The 17,799-nt window shown below is 38.3% G+C and carries 11 protein-coding genes; 8 read left to right on the top strand and 3 right to left on the bottom strand.

The genetic code is table 11. The features are described from left to right. The first annotated feature begins 295 nt into the window (after positions 1–295). The 5 genes from RIV7116_RS18265 to RIV7116_RS18245 all read left to right on the top strand — a co-directional run bounded on the left by RIV7116_RS18265 (position 296) and on the right by RIV7116_RS18245 (position 6,438). On the top strand, positions 296–1,591 hold the full coding sequence (locus tag RIV7116_RS18265) for an MFS transporter (protein WP_015119785.1): 1,296 nt from the start codon (positions 296–298) through the stop codon (positions 1,589–1,591). Between the two features lie 237 nt (positions 1,592–1,828). Then, positions 1,829–2,623 carry a phosphonate ABC transporter ATP-binding protein gene (gene phnC / locus RIV7116_RS18260; RefSeq protein ID WP_015119784.1) on the top strand — a complete coding sequence of 265 codons (795 nt, stop codon included), beginning with the start codon at positions 1,829–1,831 and terminating at the stop codon, positions 2,621–2,623. A gap of 78 nt (positions 2,624–2,701) precedes the next feature. After that, a complete protein-coding gene (phnD, locus tag RIV7116_RS18255) occupies positions 2,702–3,712 on the top strand; it encodes a phosphonate ABC transporter substrate-binding protein (protein ID WP_015119783.1) in 1,011 nt (336 codons plus the stop codon). 330 nt (positions 3,713–4,042) lie between these two features. After that, the gene (phnE, locus tag RIV7116_RS18250) at positions 4,043–4,888 is read left to right on the top strand and encodes a phosphonate ABC transporter, permease protein PhnE (RefSeq protein WP_015119782.1); all 846 of its coding nucleotides are present in this window, start codon (positions 4,043–4,045) and stop codon (positions 4,886–4,888) included. Positions 4,889–5,043: 155 nt separating this feature from the next. Beyond that, positions 5,044–6,438 (top strand): cytochrome P450, encoded by a 1,395-nt coding sequence (locus tag RIV7116_RS18245; RefSeq protein WP_015119781.1) that lies wholly within the window; start codon positions 5,044–5,046, stop codon positions 6,436–6,438. 648 nt (positions 6,439–7,086) lie between these two features. On the opposite strand, the gene RIV7116_RS18240 is transcribed toward RIV7116_RS18245, so the two are convergent. Together RIV7116_RS18240 and RIV7116_RS18235 are read right to left on the bottom strand one after the other, a co-directional pair. Then, complete coding sequence (locus RIV7116_RS18240) at positions 7,087–11,136, bottom strand: CHAT domain-containing protein (protein ID WP_052330832.1); 4,050 nt, start codon at positions 11,134–11,136, stop codon at positions 7,087–7,089. 466 nt (positions 11,137–11,602) lie between these two features. Then, the gene (locus tag RIV7116_RS18235) at positions 11,603–12,268 is read right to left on the bottom strand and encodes a hypothetical protein (RefSeq protein ID WP_015119779.1); all 666 of its coding nucleotides are present in this window, start codon (positions 12,266–12,268) and stop codon (positions 11,603–11,605) included. A 118-nt stretch (positions 12,269–12,386) separates the two neighbouring features. Between RIV7116_RS18235 and RIV7116_RS37385 the strand changes: the two genes are divergently transcribed. Both RIV7116_RS37385 and RIV7116_RS18230 read left to right on the top strand, forming a co-directional pair. Then, entirely contained in the window at positions 12,387–12,509 is a 123-nt protein-coding gene (locus tag RIV7116_RS37385; RefSeq protein WP_015119778.1) for a hypothetical protein, read from the top strand. Positions 12,510–12,642: 133 nt separating this feature from the next. Further along, positions 12,643–14,685: a DNA polymerase III subunit gamma/tau gene (locus RIV7116_RS18230; protein ID WP_015119777.1), complete on the top strand. Its 2,043-nt coding sequence runs from the start codon at positions 12,643–12,645 to the stop codon at positions 14,683–14,685. Between the two features lie 130 nt (positions 14,686–14,815). On the opposite strand, the gene RIV7116_RS18225 is transcribed toward RIV7116_RS18230, so the two are convergent. Beyond that, positions 14,816–16,219, bottom strand: coding sequence for a glycosyltransferase family 2 protein (locus tag RIV7116_RS18225; RefSeq protein ID WP_015119776.1), 1,404 nt, complete (start codon positions 16,217–16,219; stop codon positions 14,816–14,818). An 868-nt stretch (positions 16,220–17,087) separates the two neighbouring features. Here RIV7116_RS18225 and ebsA point away from each other — a divergent pair. Continuing rightward, positions 17,088–17,465: a type IV pilus biogenesis protein EbsA gene (gene ebsA / locus RIV7116_RS18220; RefSeq protein WP_015119775.1), complete on the top strand. Its 378-nt coding sequence runs from the start codon at positions 17,088–17,090 to the stop codon at positions 17,463–17,465. Positions 17,466–17,799 lie beyond the last annotated feature (334 nt).

The following is a 17,799-nucleotide window of genomic DNA, read 5'->3' as shown; positions in this document are numbered from 1 at the left end:
TTGGTGACAATTGGTAACTGTTCGCTGCTGACTGATAACTTGTATAAACAAAGATTGACTTAAAAAAATAATTATGCAGACAATACCATCATCATCTAAGTAGTTAATGTAATAAATTATAAAGATTATCTGAATTTGATTACAGTCAGCGAATTTTGTAATTTAGACTTGCCGTATTTCATTCGCTGTATTTTTTGTAAATTCGTGGCACAAGCTGTAACAATATTACGTCTGACTAAAATCGCATAAGTTTTGTTTACTAACACATATAAATTAGTATTAGTTAATTGCAATTATGACAATTCAAACTGATAAACCGAGAGGTAAATCTACTTCACCCTGGTTCTACGTCCCTAGCCTTTATTTTGCTGAAGGGATGCCGTATATGATTATTAATGCGGTATCGGTGGTATTTTATAAAAATTTGGGAATTGATAACGCTCAAATTGCTTTTTGGACGAGTATTATTAATCTGCCTTGGGTTGTCAAAATGTTTTGGGGACCGGCAGTTGATATTTATTCGACAAAAAGAAGATGGCTGCTCACCATGCAGTTTGCGATGTGCTTGTGCTTGGCTGCTTTAGCTTTTTCTTTTCAACTACCCACATCAACTTTCTTTTCTATATCCTTAGCAATTCTCTTAGTTGGAGCTTTTATTTCTGCAACTTATGATATTGCCACAGATGGTTTTTATATGTTGGCATTAAACGAAGAAAAACAAGCTTTTTTCGTTGGTATTCGCACTTTATGTTATCGACTGGCAATTATATTTAGTACGGGATTTTTAGTATATTTTGCAGGTAATCTAGAAAAATCAACCCAGAATATACCTTTAAGTTGGAGTATTACTCTTGGTTTAGCGTCTGTCATTTTTGCAATACTTTTCGTATTTCATTTTTTCACTCTGCCGCAACCAGAATTAAAAAATAGAAACCAGTCTGAAAATACAAGAAATGAGATTCCGTTTATAAGAGTAGTTCGTTCTTATTTTGCTCAACGCGGTATCGTGGCAATTTTAGCATTTATCTTGCTTTATAGATTGGGTGAGGCAATGCTAGTAAAAATCGCTACGTTATTTTTATTAGATGAAACAGCCGCTGGTGGTTTGGGTTTGAGTACGGAGCAATATGGTTTGGTGTATGGAACTTTTGGAGTAATTTCATTAATCAGCGGTGGAATCTTAGGTGGTTTAGTAATTTCTAAATACGGGTTGAAAAAATGCTTGTTGCCAATGGCTTTAGCGTTGAATTTACCCGACTTATTTTATGTATATATGGCTTACAATAAACCACCCTTAGAGTTAGTTTATCCTTTAGTTTCCTTAGAACAATTTGGTTACGGTTTGGGATTTACAGCTTTTACAGTTTATTTAATGCACATTTGTAAAGGAGAATATAAAACTTCTCACTTTGCCATCTCTACAGGATTAATGGCATTAGGCTTAATGCTTCCCGGTGCAATCAGCGGCACAATTCAAGAATCTATCGGCTATCCAATGTTTTTTATCGTGGTATCTTTATTAACTATTCCCGGTATGGCGACTATCTTTTTTATTCCTTTGGATGAAGAGAAAAGAAGTGAAGCTAGTTAGGGTTTGCTGAGAAAGTGTTATTCAGCAAGCCCTAGTTAGTTTGTAGCAATACATGCTTAACCTCACCCCCTTCCCCTCTCCTTATTAAGCGAGAGGGGTGTGTGCTGTTGAATTATTGTGTTATACGGTAGGTTAAAGATAAAAAAACCGCAGGGGAAGCAGAGGAAGAAAATACAAAAATATTTGGTAGTTTAAGCAGTAGGTTGGATGTTGTTAAATTCCAATAAACCTCAATAAATGACTACTACGCTTGCAATCGAAGTTAATAATCTGTCAAAAACTTTTAAAGGTAAACCCGCACTCAAAAATGTCTCCTGCAATATTTTTCAGGGTGAAATGGTATCCCTTGTAGGTGCTTCTGGTTCGGGAAAGTCTACATTATTGCGTCATATGAATGGTTTGCATAATGGAGATTCCGGTAGCATAAATATTTTCGGCACGGCTTTACAAACCGACGGCACAAATCATTCAAAAATTAGGTTTTTAAGAAGTCAGATTGGCTGCATTTTTCAACAGTTCAATTTGGTAAACCGTCTAACTGTAATTGAAAACGTCTTGGTTGGAAATCTATCGCGATTATCTACATTTCGTTCGTTACTGCATCTTTTTACCAAAGAAGAAAAACTGCAAGCACTCGCAGCACTCGAACGAGTTGGAATCCTCGAACAAGCCTACAAACGGGCTTCCATGCTATCGGGAGGGCAACAACAAAGAGTGGCGATCGCCCGGTGTTTGGTACAAGGTGCAAAAATCATTCTTGCAGATGAACCCATAGCTTCTTTAGATCCTGAATCTTCACGCAAGGTAATGGAGTTGCTGGTGGAACTAAATCAAGAAAGCGGAATTACAGTAGTAACTTCCTTGCATCAAATTCAGGTAGTACGAAATTATTTCAACCGCGTAATTGCACTGAGAACTGGTAAAGTAATGTTTGATGGTGAAATATTAGAACTTGATGATGCCAAACTTAGAGAAATTTATGGTGCAGCAGCAGACGAACTGGTAATGAAAGGACACGCTCCTTATGCGTAATTTGTGTGTAATTTAGATCGATATCAAAATATTTCTCAAAAATTGTCTACAGTCTGAAATTTTTTATCCAAAATAACAATGAAAAGACGTTCTTTGATGCAGCGCATCGGTTTTTTTGTGCTGGCTTTAACAGGTACCGTAGTTTTTGCTGCTTGCAGTTCCTCTGATAGCCAAAGTAAAGATATTGATCAACTAAAATTTGGCATCGTTTCTATGGAGTCTCAGGCAAATCAAAAGCCAGCATGGGAACCTTTTATCAAAGAAATGGAAAAACAAATTGGCGTTGCTATAAAACCCTATTACGTCACTCAGTATTCTGGTGTAATAGAAGCAATGGCTGCTGGTGACGTTCAACTGGCTTGGTACGGCGGTAAATCTTATATAGAAGCAGCTAAAAGATCCAACGCTGAAGTATTTGCTCAAACAATCAACCATGATGGAACTACGGGCTATACGTCTCACTTAATTGTTAATAAAAATAATCCCATCGCTGCGGAAGCCAAAGCATTAGGAAAAAACAAAGGTGATGAGTACGTAATTAATAATGCGAAAAAACTCAGCTTTGCATTCAACGAACCTAATTCCACCTCTGGTTTTTTAGTTCCCAGCTACTATATTTTTACTCAAAATAAAATCAATCCCAAAGAAGCCTTCAAGCGTTTAATATATTCAGGTAGTCACGAAGCAACCGCTTTAGCAGTAGCTAACAATCAAATAGATGTTGCTACAAATAACAGTGAATCGTTATCTCGTTTAGAAGGAATTAATCCTGAAGCCCGCAAAAAAATAGAAGTAATTTGGACATCAGAACTTATTCCTAGCGATCCAATCGCTTATCGTAAAGATTTACCAGAAAACCTCAAAAGTAAAATCAAAGACTTTTTCTATACTTTTAAAGATGAAGAAGTTCTCCAACCGTTAAAGTGGCGAGGATTTGTAGCCGCAGAAGATAAAACTTGGGATACTATCCGCGAATTAGAAATTGCTAAAAATAAAGCAGAAATTGAGTCTAACGACAGCTTAAGTCAAGAAGCGAAACAAAAAAAGCTGGCATTACTTGATAAGCAACTGGAAGAAATTAAGAAGTAATTTATAAAATATTTTGTTCAACTGTTAATTAAGATTTTCACTAACCTCACCCCGTTCTGCGGACACACCTCTCCTTATTAAGGTAGAGGGGAAAGATAGTTTTTAATAATAGTGCAATAAGCCAGTAGAAAGTAATTAAAATATTACTATAGCAGTTTCAGATCGATAGAATACACCCCTTCTCCTTAATAAGGAGAGGGGGAAGGGGGTGAGGTTTATCAAGCTGTATTAACTTAAATGAAAAGCGCTATATACAAGCTTACAAAAATATTCAATACTTCAAAATATATAATTATTCAATCAAAACTATTTGATAACTTCTCATCAGCAATGAAACAAAAAAAAACAATTAAAAGCTTTAACGAAATTACTAATATTTCTCCTGCTGTAATCGCAATTTTAAAACAAGAAGCAAAACTTGTTACCAATACTAGAATTTTCTTTTTAATTATCAGTATTATAATCCTAATATTATCCGCAATACAAAGTGAATTAAATTTTTTATTATTTCTTGAACCCGAACGTATTAATAGAATCCTCAACTATATTCCGCAATACTTTCCACCAGATTTTACAGACTGGAAACTTTATTTAGAAGACACACTTATTACCATAGCAATGGGAATTTGGGGAACCTTATTAGCAGCGATTGCGGCAATTCCTCTTTCGATTATGGCATCAAATAATATTTTTCCGGCTGTGGTAGTCCAACCAACGCGGCGTATTTTGGATGCTATGAGAGCAATCAACGAATTAGTTTTTGCATTAATATTTATAGTCGCCGTTGGTTTGGGACCTTTTGCGGGGGTTTTAGCATTATTTCTACATACTGCTGGAACATTAGGTAAATTATTTTCCGAAGTGGTTGAAGCCATAGAACCCGAGCCAGTTGAAGGAATTCGCGCCACGGGTGCCAGTAAAATACAAGAAGTAATTTATGGAGTAATTCCTCAAGTTATTCCTTTATGGACTTCCTTTACTTTGTATCGTTTTGAAGCTAATGTACGCTCTGCTTCTGTATTAGGAATTATCGGCGCTGGAGGAATTGGTTTTTCTTTATATCAAAGTTTTGGCTCTTTTCAATATCAAAAAGTTTGTGCGATTCTGATTATTTTGATATTAGCAACTAGTCTTATTGACTTTGTTTCTGCGAAAGTTAGGAATTGGTTGGTTTAGTATTGATTTTTCATCTTTTACTTTTATTTTATCGCCAAAATAACTATTAGTTGCCCTAAAGGGGTGAGGCTCTAAACCCAAACTTTTGGTAGAATTTGTATTGCTCAAGAGTGAAAACCCCTATATTTATCTAAATCTAAACCTGGTGGTAAATTATGCAGCAAGCAAAAAGCGAAGTAATAATTTTAGAAGATGGACAAACCCCACCAGCACAAACCCAAGCTCCTATAAGGAAGCCTCAATGGTACGATACTTTTAGCTATATTGCGAACCCGGATAAATTTTGTCGGCATAATTTAGAAAAGTATGGGGCAATTTTTAAAACCAGTGTTTTTGGGGGTACAACTATTTTTGTCGGTGAATCTAAAGCCATTCAGATGGTATTTAATGGCGATTCAAACTATACGGAAATAGCTTTACCACCCACTACAATGGATATGTTTGGCGAGCATAGTTTATTCCAACGTCCCGATTTACATCGTCAGCGTAAAAATTCATTGGGACCTGGTTTAACTGGACGTTTTTTAGAAGGGTATATACCGCACATAAATAATGAAATAAAAAAGGGATTACATAAATGGAATACTCCTGGAAAAATAGCAGTTTATCCAGAAGTAGAAAAAATCTGTTTTGATGTACTAACTCCTTTACTATGGGGAGTGAAATTAGATGATGATAATCCTGAAAGTTTTAATGGTTTACCTATAAAAAATAAACAGGAAGTCAAAGATTTATATAAAACTTATTTTGATGGTTTCTACGGTTTATTAAAATGGGAATCACCTCTCACAGCCTATGGTAGAGGAATCAAAGCACGTAAAAAACTAATAGAATTTATGCGTGCAGTTATCAAGCAAAGAAAAAAAGAAGAAATAAACCCTAAATCTGATTTTTTAGCAATGATGCTAGCTAGTCAGCAGGAAAACCCCGACGGTATTTTTAGCGATGCTTTGGTAGAAAACCAATGTCTTTTAGAAGTATGGGCTTCTTACTACCAAATTTCTGCTTTAGTTTCTTCCCTAATTTATCAATTGGGAAAATACCCGCAGTTTGTTAAGAAGTTACGTCAAGAACAGAATGAATTAATCAACGAAAAAGATATTTCATTAGAATTGCTTAAGCAAATGATATTTCTGGACGCAACTATCAAGGAAACTCTGCGAATTTCACCACCTAGCTCTACTGCTAATCGTCGCTTGATTAAATCAGTTGTTTTGGATGGAATACTTTACGACAAAGGTTGTACGGTAATCGCCGAACCGCGACTGGCTCATATTATGAAAGAATATTTTACAGAGCCTAATAAATTTGACCCAGAGCGTTTTTTAGCACCTCGAAATGAAGGTAAAATGTATGAATTTATTCCCTTTGGTGGAGGTGTACATGCTTGCTTGGGGGCGCAAATGGCAATGATTGTAACAAAGATTTTTGCTTATCATTTACTAAACCTATTTGATTGGGAATCAACCGGAGAGGCTTCGTTTGTACAGTTTCCTCTTAAAAAAATAAAAGATAATTATCAAATTAATTTACAAAGTTATCAAATTTAATTGATAATAATAAATCAAGATTAAATAGTGCCTTATGAAATTATTTCGGGAGCATCCCGATGCCGGAACAAACATTTTCCCCGACACCCTGCAAGGGTGCGGCTATATAAACGAAGCCCACCTTCGTGGGCTTGGTAGTATTAGCCCCAGGCTTTTAGTCTGCGGGCTTTTTACATAATTGGGATGCTCCCATTATTTCAATGTTATTGTATTAATTTAATACAGCAGATTTTATTTTATTTAAGTACATTCAAATTACTAATTTTTGAGTCCAGTACACGAGGTAAATCCACCCCTCTACTTAATAAGGAGAGGGGAAGGGGGTGAGGTTCATTCCAGTAAAACTGCTGTACCCGATGGTGCCTTACGGCATAATCTAAATAGTAGTTTTAGTTTGGCATTGTTTCGTGCCGTAACACATTCTACAGGGAACATCCCAATGGCGGCAAAAAGCCCTCAGACTGTAAGTCTGGGGCTAATATTACGAAGCCCACCTTCGCGGGCTAAGAAACTTTATAGCCCATCTTAGCGAAACGTGTCCGACAGAACATAGGTGAGCTTTGTTAGTATAGCCGCACCCATAAGCGGGTATCGGGTAAAATATTTGTTCAAAATTGAGATGCTCCCCATTCTACAATCTGATAACTGTTAACTGTCAATTCCGCCAATTACAAAGGCTGCCCAATAATAAGGATGGTTGTACAGTTTTGTATCGGCTTCCATTTGACTTGTTCTATACAATTGCGTCGCGAGTTGAGCTTTCATTCTTAATCCTTCGGGGGGAAGCTGGTTGAGCAGGCTTTCGTACCATTTTGTTAATTCTCCTGCTGTCAATTCTCTTAACCATGCGACGGCTTCTTTTAAAGCAATAATTGGTGTATTACCTGCTTTCAATCGGCGATAAAATTCTATCATTACTAAAGCGTTTGCAGTTGATTCGACTCTCCACAAACTATTTACTACGTTGGAAACTCCCTGACTTAATAAACCACTACTTAAACCTGCATATTCGGTGGTAATATTCTTTTTATCTATGGCAGCTTCGCAGGCTGAAAGTGTAAATAAATTGTAACGGTTGAGGGGTTTTTTACAAATTTCCTCTAATGTAATTTTGTCTTCCCAAGCTAATAAAATTTCTGATAAGGAAGCATCAGCTTCATCGTTGGCATAACCGTAAAAATTAAAGATGTCGTAGTTTCCCACAAGAGCATTTTCGACTTCGCCTTTTGTTGCTTTATCTCCCTGAATCCGATAAGCTCTATCGAACATTTGACTGATAGCTAAAGCCGCTAATTTAGCAGATTTAAAGGGAGGATAATCTTTTGTATCGGGATGTTCGACGCTTAGCAGTTTTGGCGAGGATTGATTCGTCGCAGAATTTTGTTGTTGGAGATTTAATCCTATTTGCAAACTGGGTAAATAGCTAATGGCGAATTTTGAGGAAAATAATCCGTGTAAGGGGAATCTATTTAAATCGCGGTGAGGAATTAAGATGAGATTTTCGATTCCTTGTAATTCTTGTTCGATGGTGCTGATACTCAGTATTTTCCCTAGCCTTGCCAGCCGCTGTTCCATATCTTGACGCCAGGAATGATTTCTTTTAGTTTGTTTATTCCTGATTTCGCTGCGATAGTCGCCGTATTCTCGATTCCAATCTTCTAACCAATCTTCAAATTCGACTAAACGATTTACAGCTTCGGGTAAAGGAAATTCATCTGGCGCTACATTCAGCATTGGTGTAAATACTGGAATGGGTTCGGGAGCGTTGGGTTTGATAATAAAGGTACGCAGGCTCGAAGGGCTGAGGTGCCAATAAATTGCAGCAGTTGTAGGATTTAGTAACTGTAAAATTGAATTGTAGTTTGGTGAATATATCTTATCCGTCCAACCGTACAGCAGCCAAGTTAAGCAAGCATTTTTACCATGTTCGGCGATTTCTAAACCTTGGACTATCTCGCCATATTGAATCGCAATTTCAACTGCTAGTTGTTCAAAAGCAATATTTTTCAAAGTTAATTGCTTTCTACTTTCATCGCTACGATTTGGTTGAGTTAATAATTCTTGCAGGAAGTCGGTACTGTATTGATGCAGTTGTTGGGCTTGAGCGGTTTCTTCTAATCCAACTAGTACTCTGATGAAATTGTGTAATAGTTCTAAATGCAGATCGGGAAAATCGTCTGCGGTAATCGTCACTAATGCTTGATTGTATTCGTCTACCGCTTGATACCAATAATCGCGGGGAGAAGAATATCTTTTACCAATGTCGTAATAACAATTGCCGATTGCTAAATGCAGTCTACCCCAACCTTCTGGGTGAGTATCATCACCAATATATTTTAAAGCTTCTAAATAACTAGCTAATTTACCTTCTTCACCACGGGCATTCAAAGCGGAATTGCTTCCAGCGACAGGACTAGATAAACTCAATTCCCAATCAAACACCTGGGATTTTTCTGCCGCATTAGCTCTACCAAGCCAAGCTTCCCAGTAATCGGCTTTGATTTGTAAAGCGCGATCGTAACAAAGGATTGCTTGTTCGTACTGTTCTAAATAAAACAGCGCTACAGCTCGGTTGTACCAAGCCAGGTGGAAGTTGGGTTCAATTTCTAAAGCTTTATCGTAAGATGCAACTGCTTCTTTCCTACGTCCTAAATTATCAAAAGCTACTGCTCGGTTAAACCAAGTTAAGTAGAAATCCGGTCTTAACCCTAAAGCCTTATCCCAAGAGATTATAGCTTCTGCCCATTCTCCTAATTGTCCTTGGGCTACACCTCTATCAATCCAAGCATCATGTAAAAATGGTTCAATTTCCAGGGCTTTATCGTAGGAATCAATAGCATTTTCATATTCCCCGTTGCCAGACAGCGCTACACCCCGGTAATACCAGTTTTCTGTATCTAGCGGTTCTAATTCTAAAGACTTATCGTAACAGAATACAGCTTCATCAACTCGTCCCAATTTTAGTAAAGCTAAACCATTATTAGACCATGCTTCCTGATAATTGGGTCGAATTTCAAGTGCTGTATTAAAAGAAATAATTGCATCTTCTAAGTACCCCAACTCACCTAAAGCTCTACCCCGGTTGTACCATCCTTTATAAAAGTCATTGTTAATTTCAATCGCTTTATCGTAAGAAGCGATCGCATCTTCTAAACGTCCTAAATGAAATAGCGTTAAACCCCGGTTAAACCAGTATTCGTGTACGTCTGGTTTAATTTGTACTGCTTGCTCGTAAAATTGAACAGCAGCCTCAAGATTACCCGCTCTAGCTTGTGCAAGCCCCTGGAAATACCATGCTTCAGCTTGTTGAGCAACTGTTTCATTATCAATAGCCATGCCGCGCACAACTAAAGACGAAGATTGCTGATTTCCGATTCCAGAAGCAAGGGTGTTGACTAAATTAGTACTTTCGTTTAATTTCGCTGACAGTTCCTCTGCATCTGCTGCTGTAACTGTCGCTGAAATTGACTCTTGTGGATTCGTAGATGTTTCAAATATTGCTGTTGTTTCTTCGTCTTCTTCATCTTCTACCTCGTCTGCTAATTCCAATAAAGCATTAAAGGTTTCGATTGACTCTTCTGATTCTTCATCTTCAACAGAATCTTCAAAGTTATTTTCAACCGGTACAAAACTTGTATTTATAGGTTCCTCAACTCCCCGAACATAATCTGGGGTGGGTACAATAACTGTATCCGAGGTATCCCGATCCGGATAATCCCACACCAAATCGCTCAAATCATTGATAAACTCTTGCTCTGCAACATTTTGATAACTTTTTTCTTCGACTTGCTCTGTTTCATCTTCCCACAATAAATCTCCTAGATTACGTACTAAATCTTGTCCGGGAGTAATTTCATTTGTAGCAGAAGTTACAGTTTCTTCTGTTGATTGTGTCTCGGGAGTAAAAATCGTTTGCTCCGGAATATTTTCGGCAATTACCGTTTTGTCTTCTAATTGCTCTTCTTCTAACTGTTCCGACTCAAATACTTGCTCGTATAAACTATCTCGCAGTTCTTCTTCTAATGCAGTGCTATTGCTATTATCAATAGTGACCGATTCTTCCTCATATTCAAATACCTGTTCGTATAAAACACGGGAAAAATCTTCCCCAGATGCTGGTAAATTATTAATTTCAGGCGTAATTGCTTGGGGTTGAGGCTCGTAATCTTCCCATAATAATTCCCCGAATTCTTTGATTAATTCTTGCCCAGGGGAATTCGCTTCATCATTTGCTGCCTCAAATTCACCATCTACCGCGATTGATTCAATTATCGGTTCTTCTTTATTAACCCCAGATGGTTCAATTATTAATTGTTCCGATACAGGTGTTGCAGGAGTTAAGCCTGCAGATTCAGTAGATATTGGAATAGAGTAAGCCGGTTGCTGTTTGGAATTTCGCGTTAACAGCTGTACTCCAATGTCGTAAGCAACGTCTCCAATTTCTCCAATTTCAAGTTCCCCTAACTCCACCATTCTCGAAGCCAACTCGTAATTGGGAGCCGAAGAAGCTAACACTTTTTTACCAAAATGCTGCAACCACTCCAACCAACGTTGTACGGAAACGCGATGTTCGATATTTTGCAGCCATCTTTGTGCCCAATGTTGTCCTCGGGCTTGATGTACGCCTTCTAAAAGTTGGGTAAACAAAAATTCCAGATCCGAATTGGTCAGTTCTGGTAACTCCCTAACAGTATGCATCTCCCTCTCTCTCATCGAAGGAGTCTGCTTACCAGCAAAAATATCCTGGATAAACTTTATGAACCTCTGCACTAGCCGCCTGAGCATCTGCTGCATTGTAAAATGTAGTTCACATAGATTTTAATGAGCGCAATGTAAAAACATTAATAATTACGTAATAGGCTACCAAAGTATGTGAACTTTTCTACAAATGCAGCCAATTACGCCTGCAAAAAGTCAGCATTACAACAAATTAACGCTGATTTTTCGCAACACTCGGTAAAATATAAATCAACTTCAGAGATAACTTAACAAAATTTCCGGAAAATAACTTGCTAGACAAGATACGCTTTGCAAACAAAATAAAGCAACCCGAAAATGCCGTAAACACAAGAACAATATCGACAATTAAATGTATAATGCCCGATGCACACTTAAGTTTAAAAGTCAAATATTTAGGTCTTAAATAATAAAAATAGTGGTTGGGTTATCCAGCAGTATGATATTGATTAACTAAAGCTTGGATAATCACATCTGGGTCGTCTGTTTCAATTCCGAGTTGTTCGGCAATTTGCGCCCTCAAGTTTACGTCATCTTGCATCAAATCCATTAATTCTTCAAGAGTAATGGTTTGATATTCGCCTTCCCCATCACCGCTTTGGAGTTGTTCTGCTTGTTGTTCTGTACCTTGTGGAGTTAAATCTTCTGGGAGCGCTTCTGTTTGTGCATCAGGACCTTGATATTCCCATATAGGTTCAGTTTGGTTGCGCGTCAGCAATTGCATCCCGATGTCGTAAGCAAGATTAGAAACATTGCCAACCCCCAGTTCTCCTAACTGTACTAGTCGTGAAGCCAGTTCATTATTTGGTGATGGTGCAGCTAACAACTTATCGCCAAATTTTCTTAACCATTCAAGCCAGCGTTCTTCTGGAACCCTATGTTCAATATTGTGCAACCATTTTCCCGCCCAAGCTTGTCCCCGTGCCTGATGAACCCCTTCCAAAAGTTCAGCAAACAAGAATTCTAAGTCGGTATCGTTTAGAGGAGGAGGAGGAGAAGAAGGAGAGCTATGTCTCTCAATTGTGTTTTGCTGCTTTGGACCAAACAACCTTTGAAAAAACTTATTAAACCATTGAACTAACCTTTTTAGCATAAGGGCACCCGCAGCCTATTAATTACCCTAAGATTGTAGCTACTTGTAACGCATTTTCTCTAAGTGTTGGTTTTTTTTTAGATATAAATATTACAGATTTGCTAATTGGGAATTGGTAATGGGTAATTGGGAATTGGGCATTGGGGATTGGGCATTGGAAATTGGGCATTGGGCATGGGGCATGGGGCATGGGGCATTGGGTAATTGGGCATTGGGTATGGGGGTAATAGGTAATTGGTGATAATTATTTATTCTTCCCCCTCTTCCCCCTCTCACCAATATCCTTATCTCCTCATCTGCATAAATTACAGATTAACAATTAAAATAGTTAAACCTCCGAATCGGGGGAAAGCTTTTACAGCGCTGTCTCTTCCATGTCTTACGAACCGCTACATCATAAGTATCGCCCCAAGACTTTTGCCGAATTAGTTGGACAAGAGGCGATCGCCACTACTCTTACTAATGCAATCCATACTTTAAAAATTGCTCCGGCTTATCTTTTTACTGGTCCTCGGGGTACTGGTAAAACTTCTAGTGCCCGGATTTTAGCGAAATCACTAAATTGTCTTAACAGCGATAAACCTACGTCACAACCATGCGGAAAGTGCGACGTTTGTCAAGGTATTAATAAAGGTGCGACTTTAGATGTAATTGAGATTGATGCTGCGAGCAATACCGGTGTTGATAATATTCGAGAAATTATTGAAAGAGCGCAATTTGCCCCAGTTCAGTGCCGCTACAAGGTTTATGTGGTCGATGAATGTCACATGCTCAGTACTCAAGCATTCAACGCCCTACTCAAGACATTAGAAGAACCACCGCTACATGTTGTTTTTGTGCTGGCGACAACAGATCCACAAAGAGTTTTACCTACAATTATTTCACGCTGTCAAAGGTTTGATTTCAGACGCATTCCTATGGATGGAATGGTGCAGCATTTAACCACCATTGCAGCCCAAGAAAATATTGATATCACCAAAGAAGCTGTTACTTTAGTTGCTCAAGTTTCTCAAGGGGGATTGCGAGATGCCCAAAGTCTTCTCGACCAGTTAAGTTTATTGTCGGGGCAAGTAATTCCTGAAAAAGTTTGGGATTTAGTTGGTTCGGTAAGCGAACAAGGTTTATTAGAGTTATTAAAAGCGATAATCTCCGATAACTCTGAAGCAGTAATTGATTCGACTCGTCAAATATTAGATCGTGGTAGGGAACCGTTAATAATTCTTCAAAATCTAGCTTCGTTTTACCGCGATTTACTCATAGCTAAAACTGCACCCAGTCGCAATGATTTAGTTGCCTGTACTCAAGCTATGTGGAAAGTGCTGATAGATGTTGCTCAAAGCCTTGAAATCAGCATGATTTTGCAGGGGCAACAGCATCTGCGCGCAGCCGAAGTTCAAATCAAAAACACTACCCAACCGCGTTTATGGCTGGAAGTGACTTTACTCGGATTATTGCCATCAGCAACTATTTCAATAGCACCAGCTAATAACAATCAACAAAAATTACCATCATTTCCATCAAATCCACCAAGCACAAATCAGCATCCTTTACCCCCTCCTCCACAGCAAACCCCACCTGCTACAACTCCCAAAGTTGCACCATCTCATCCACCAGCTTCTAACAATAAAGTAAATACAGTAGATACAGTAAATACAGAAACTGCAAAACCACAAGAAAACGCAACAAGAGCGCAAACTGCTCCTAGTAATTCTCACGCCAACAACAATTCTTCCCCCCCTCCACAAGCACCTCCACAAGCACCTCCAGAAACTAACCTCAACCAACTCTGGCAGCAGGTACTTACCAACCTCATACCAGTTTCCCGAAGAGAATTGCTGCGTCAAATGTGTCGTGTCGCCGACTTTGATGGTTCTTTAGCTCGCGTTGCCGTCAAAGAAAAATGGTACGAAAAAGTAAAAGAAGAAAAATCTAAAATTGAAGCTGCATTTGAAGTAACTTTCAACCGCAAAATCGAAATAAATTTAGAAGTAGCCAGTTCGATATCGCCGACAAACTCAAATTCTTCCCCAGCAAAAACAGTACATCAACCCCCTGCCGCACCCGCACATTTAAACACACAAACTGTACCACAAACGCCACCACAGCCCGTACCTTCTCCAGTCTCTTCCCCTACTCCAGAAAGAACACAACCACCTCAAATATCAGCCCCCAAAACTCAAGCCAATACAGCAATCAAAAATCCGATCAACTCTACTCAAACAATCCCAACACCACCCCAACCAACCCCAATAGAAGAAGATCCAGAAGCCTCCGAAGTTATGAAAGCTGCTCTCCGTTTAGCACAAGCATTAGACGGAGAAATTATTCAACTTAACGACGAAAAAACAGAAATTTCCGACGAATCCATTGACTCATCGGAATTAGAAGAAATTGAAGAGGACGATGTTGAGTTTTAACAGTTACCAATTACCAGTTAGTAGCAAGTGGCAAGTGACAAGTGACAAGTAAAATAAGATAATGTTTTTCCTTATATTGCTTAGTAAAACAAACTGACTCGCTACTCGCTACTTTAACGATTCCCTTCCATTACTCACCTTGACGGACAGTTTTCACCCACTTTAAACGCTTTGGAAGTACTGACATCCGAGCCGTAGTACTGCTCATGACTACTATCCAGTGGAACATAAAGAAAATTCCTCGCAGGCTTTGTAGTAACAAAATCAAATAGGTATAAGTTCTCAAGCTTTTATTTTTATGTATCCGCTTAAGACCAGCAAACATTCCCAAAAATGATATTGTTATTGTCATCCCAGTAAAGGGACTCAAAATTGGAACTCGATGACGTGCGATCGCCATTAAAAAATCTGGGATTGCTGCGGTGGGAATAATGTACTGGAGCAAGACGAAGTTTACTAATAATTCAAAAGTCTTCCACGTACCCATACGGTTGCGGAGAATTAAATCCCAATAGTCGAGATAACGCTGATAACCGCCTTCCGCCCAACGATTGCGCTGATGCCAAAGAGATATGGCATTGGTAACGCCTTCTTCTTTAACTGCTGGATGAAATACACACTCAATATCCCATTTATCAAGATGTAGACGGAGTGTCAAATCTAAATCATCAGTGATAGTTTCTTCATTCCATCCACCACAGCGATATAAAGCTTTACGTCTCACAAATTGACCGTTGCCGCGTAATTCGCCGATACCACCTTTCAAGCTTCGACTTCGTTGCACAAAAGTATCAACAGCCATTTCTGCCATCTGACCTTTTGTCAAAAAATTAGTTGAGGCATTCGCAATTTCTTTTCGCAACTGCACCGCTCCAACATTATCTCGTCCAAACAAAGGAATGGTTCGCAGCAAAATATCTGACGAAACTTGAGCGTCAGCATCAAATACAGCAATAACTTCACCCTTCGTCAAAGGCAATACTTGATTTAATGCTCCCGATTTACCACCGGTTGCTCCAGGTTTTCGCCGCAATACTTTTAAATTTTCATACTTTGAAGCCAATTCACTCAACAATTGTGGTGTCTTGTCGCTGCTATTGTCGTCAACTATCCAGACTTCATACCCTTCCCCTGGGTATTCTAAATTGCAAAGATTATTTACTAAATTTCCAATTACTAACTCTTCATTTTTTGCTGCAACTAATAAAGATACAAAAGGCAAATCACCTTTAGTTTCTTGATTTGCACCTTGAGATCTGGCAAATACAATCACTAAAGAATGAATACCAACAACGGTAGCTAACCCTAATACAAATAAAGACCCCCAAGAGACTAAGTGCAAAGCAATAGTACCGCTCCAGACCATTGTCAAAACTAGAGCAGCTTTGCGTCTACGACCTTGAAACCGCGAAGGAACAGATAATTCTTGCAATTTTTGTTCTTCTAACTCCACATTTGCGGAGATATCGGCAAAAATGGAGTTCAGTGAATCAAGTTCGTTATAGTCATTGTCGGGCCAGGAATTCGCTGGCATAGTTTACTTAGTTTGAATGCAATTATTTTTATACAAAAATGCGGTGAAGCTAATTAGAGATAACGTTACACAAAATAATCTGCACCAAGCGATGTAGTTTATTTTTATATTGGTGAAAATATCACCAAAGAATACTTTGCAATAAAACTTACGAGTTTGTTGAGTAATATTGCAATCCCACTAAAGGTTATCAAGATAATCTTGTTGGGCGGTAAGTATCCCAATAAAGCAAGAATGACTGTGATTCACCTTATTTAAAAGCTATTTTCCGTCATTTCGCCTTAGCTTCACTTTTTCTAACATTTCTTCTTCCATAATATTGAAAGAGGGATGTTAGCCTATTACTATGGTTAAGCACTAGTTTTTTTAACATGGATATAACCCCAATAAACTAGCTTTCACCATACGTCTCGTCCTTCATCTAATCTAATATGTTCCCTCTTAAGGCAGCCTACCAACAGAGCTTAAAGATAGCATGGGTTGGAGAATTGCCTGTAAGTTTGCTCTGAGAATTAGGCTCAGTGGGACCAATCAACTCTTAAGTCGTCAAAGCTGGTTTTGATAAGCTGCGTGAAAGCGCAGGTAATTGACATAAATCAGTGCAGCCTTATTGTAACCGAGTTTTTCACATTTCTTAGCATAAGTCTTTACAGTCAATGATGAATAGTTTTAGTTCAGCGTGGCATAAATGTCTAACGCAGTGAATAGTTATGAACTGCATATAGTTCATCAATAGTCCTGATTTTCGTCGCCCTAAATTGCTTTGTCCACTCCAACTCAACTGAGTATAGTTTTTATAAAAAACTTGGGAATACTGTGTATGTCTACCAAGATTATGCAATTGCAAATAACTTAAGGAATATATTGTATGTCAGCATTTGAGCAACTTCAGCCTGCTACTCCTCAACAAGCGAGCGTGTACTTGCCTTACATCCAAAGTGGTAAGCGGAATTTTCTACCTTATGCTATCGGGCTTTACCAAAAAGGGGTTCTAGAAGGAAATCGTAAAATAGAAAGCAGCGATAATATTCCTTTTATCGCTACTTGGAATATTGCTACTTTGCCCTCTGACTTAACTCGCTGTCGAATGCAGTTTGATGGAAATGCCGAACTGAGTTATGAGGTAATGATGGCAAGTTTTGAGTTTATAAACTTTTTAATAGAAATACTTGAGAATTACAAACGCCAACGTATGACTGATTTTTCTCAATCTTTCTACCGTAAGCTGTTGCGCCTCGAAGATTGATTTTACCCCTAGGTGGGCTAGAAACTCAAATATCTGATTCAATCAATAACTGCTTTTTAACAGCAGTCACGAGATTGAAGCTGAAAAAATGGGTGCCCTGGGCTTGTTAAAAAGCCCGCCTTTTTGACGGAAATTGTAGGTCAAAGGTCAAAAGTATAAATAAAAACAACTATGGGGAAGAATTTTTATTCTTACCCCTAATTTTTTATTGGCTATCGTGCAATGCATCTGACTCAACTAAAACTACTGTATGTCCCGTGCAACCTTAATTCTAATTTGTTTTGCTTTAAGGACATTTTGTATTCCTATAAGAAGTACTATTTGAATTTTGTTA

The sequence above is a fragment of the Rivularia sp. PCC 7116 genome (genome assembly GCF_000316665.1).
GTDB lineage: Bacteria > Cyanobacteriota > Cyanobacteriia > Cyanobacteriales > Nostocaceae > Rivularia.
The sequence above is the reverse complement of the archived record's forward strand: the minus strand, read 5'-3'. Positions and strand labels throughout refer to the sequence as shown.

Coding starts and splice junctions, on each gene's coding strand:
- phnE (WP_015119782.1), top strand. CDS start 4,043: ATGAAACAAAAAAAAACAATTAAAAGCTTTAACGAAATTACTAATATT.
- RIV7116_RS18265 (WP_015119785.1), top strand. CDS start 296: ATGACAATTCAAACTGATAAACCGAGAGGTAAATCTACTTCACCCTGG.
- ebsA (WP_015119775.1), top strand. CDS start 17,088: ATGTCAGCATTTGAGCAACTTCAGCCTGCTACTCCTCAACAAGCGAGC.
- phnD (WP_015119783.1), top strand. CDS start 2,702: ATGAAAAGACGTTCTTTGATGCAGCGCATCGGTTTTTTTGTGCTGGCT.
- RIV7116_RS37385 (WP_015119778.1), top strand. CDS start 12,387: ATGGGTAATTGGGAATTGGGCATTGGGGATTGGGCATTGGAAATTGGG.
- RIV7116_RS18230 (WP_015119777.1), top strand. CDS start 12,643: ATGTCTTACGAACCGCTACATCATAAGTATCGCCCCAAGACTTTTGCC.
- phnC (WP_015119784.1), top strand. CDS start 1,829: ATGACTACTACGCTTGCAATCGAAGTTAATAATCTGTCAAAAACTTTT.
- RIV7116_RS18240 (WP_052330832.1), bottom strand. CDS start 11,136: ATGCATACTGTTAGGGAGTTACCAGAACTGACCAATTCGGATCTGGAA.
- RIV7116_RS18235 (WP_015119779.1), bottom strand. CDS start 12,268: ATGCTAAAAAGGTTAGTTCAATGGTTTAATAAGTTTTTTCAAAGGTTG.
- RIV7116_RS18245 (WP_015119781.1), top strand. CDS start 5,044: ATGCAGCAAGCAAAAAGCGAAGTAATAATTTTAGAAGATGGACAAACC.
- RIV7116_RS18225 (WP_015119776.1), bottom strand. CDS start 16,219: ATGCCAGCGAATTCCTGGCCCGACAATGACTATAACGAACTTGATTCA.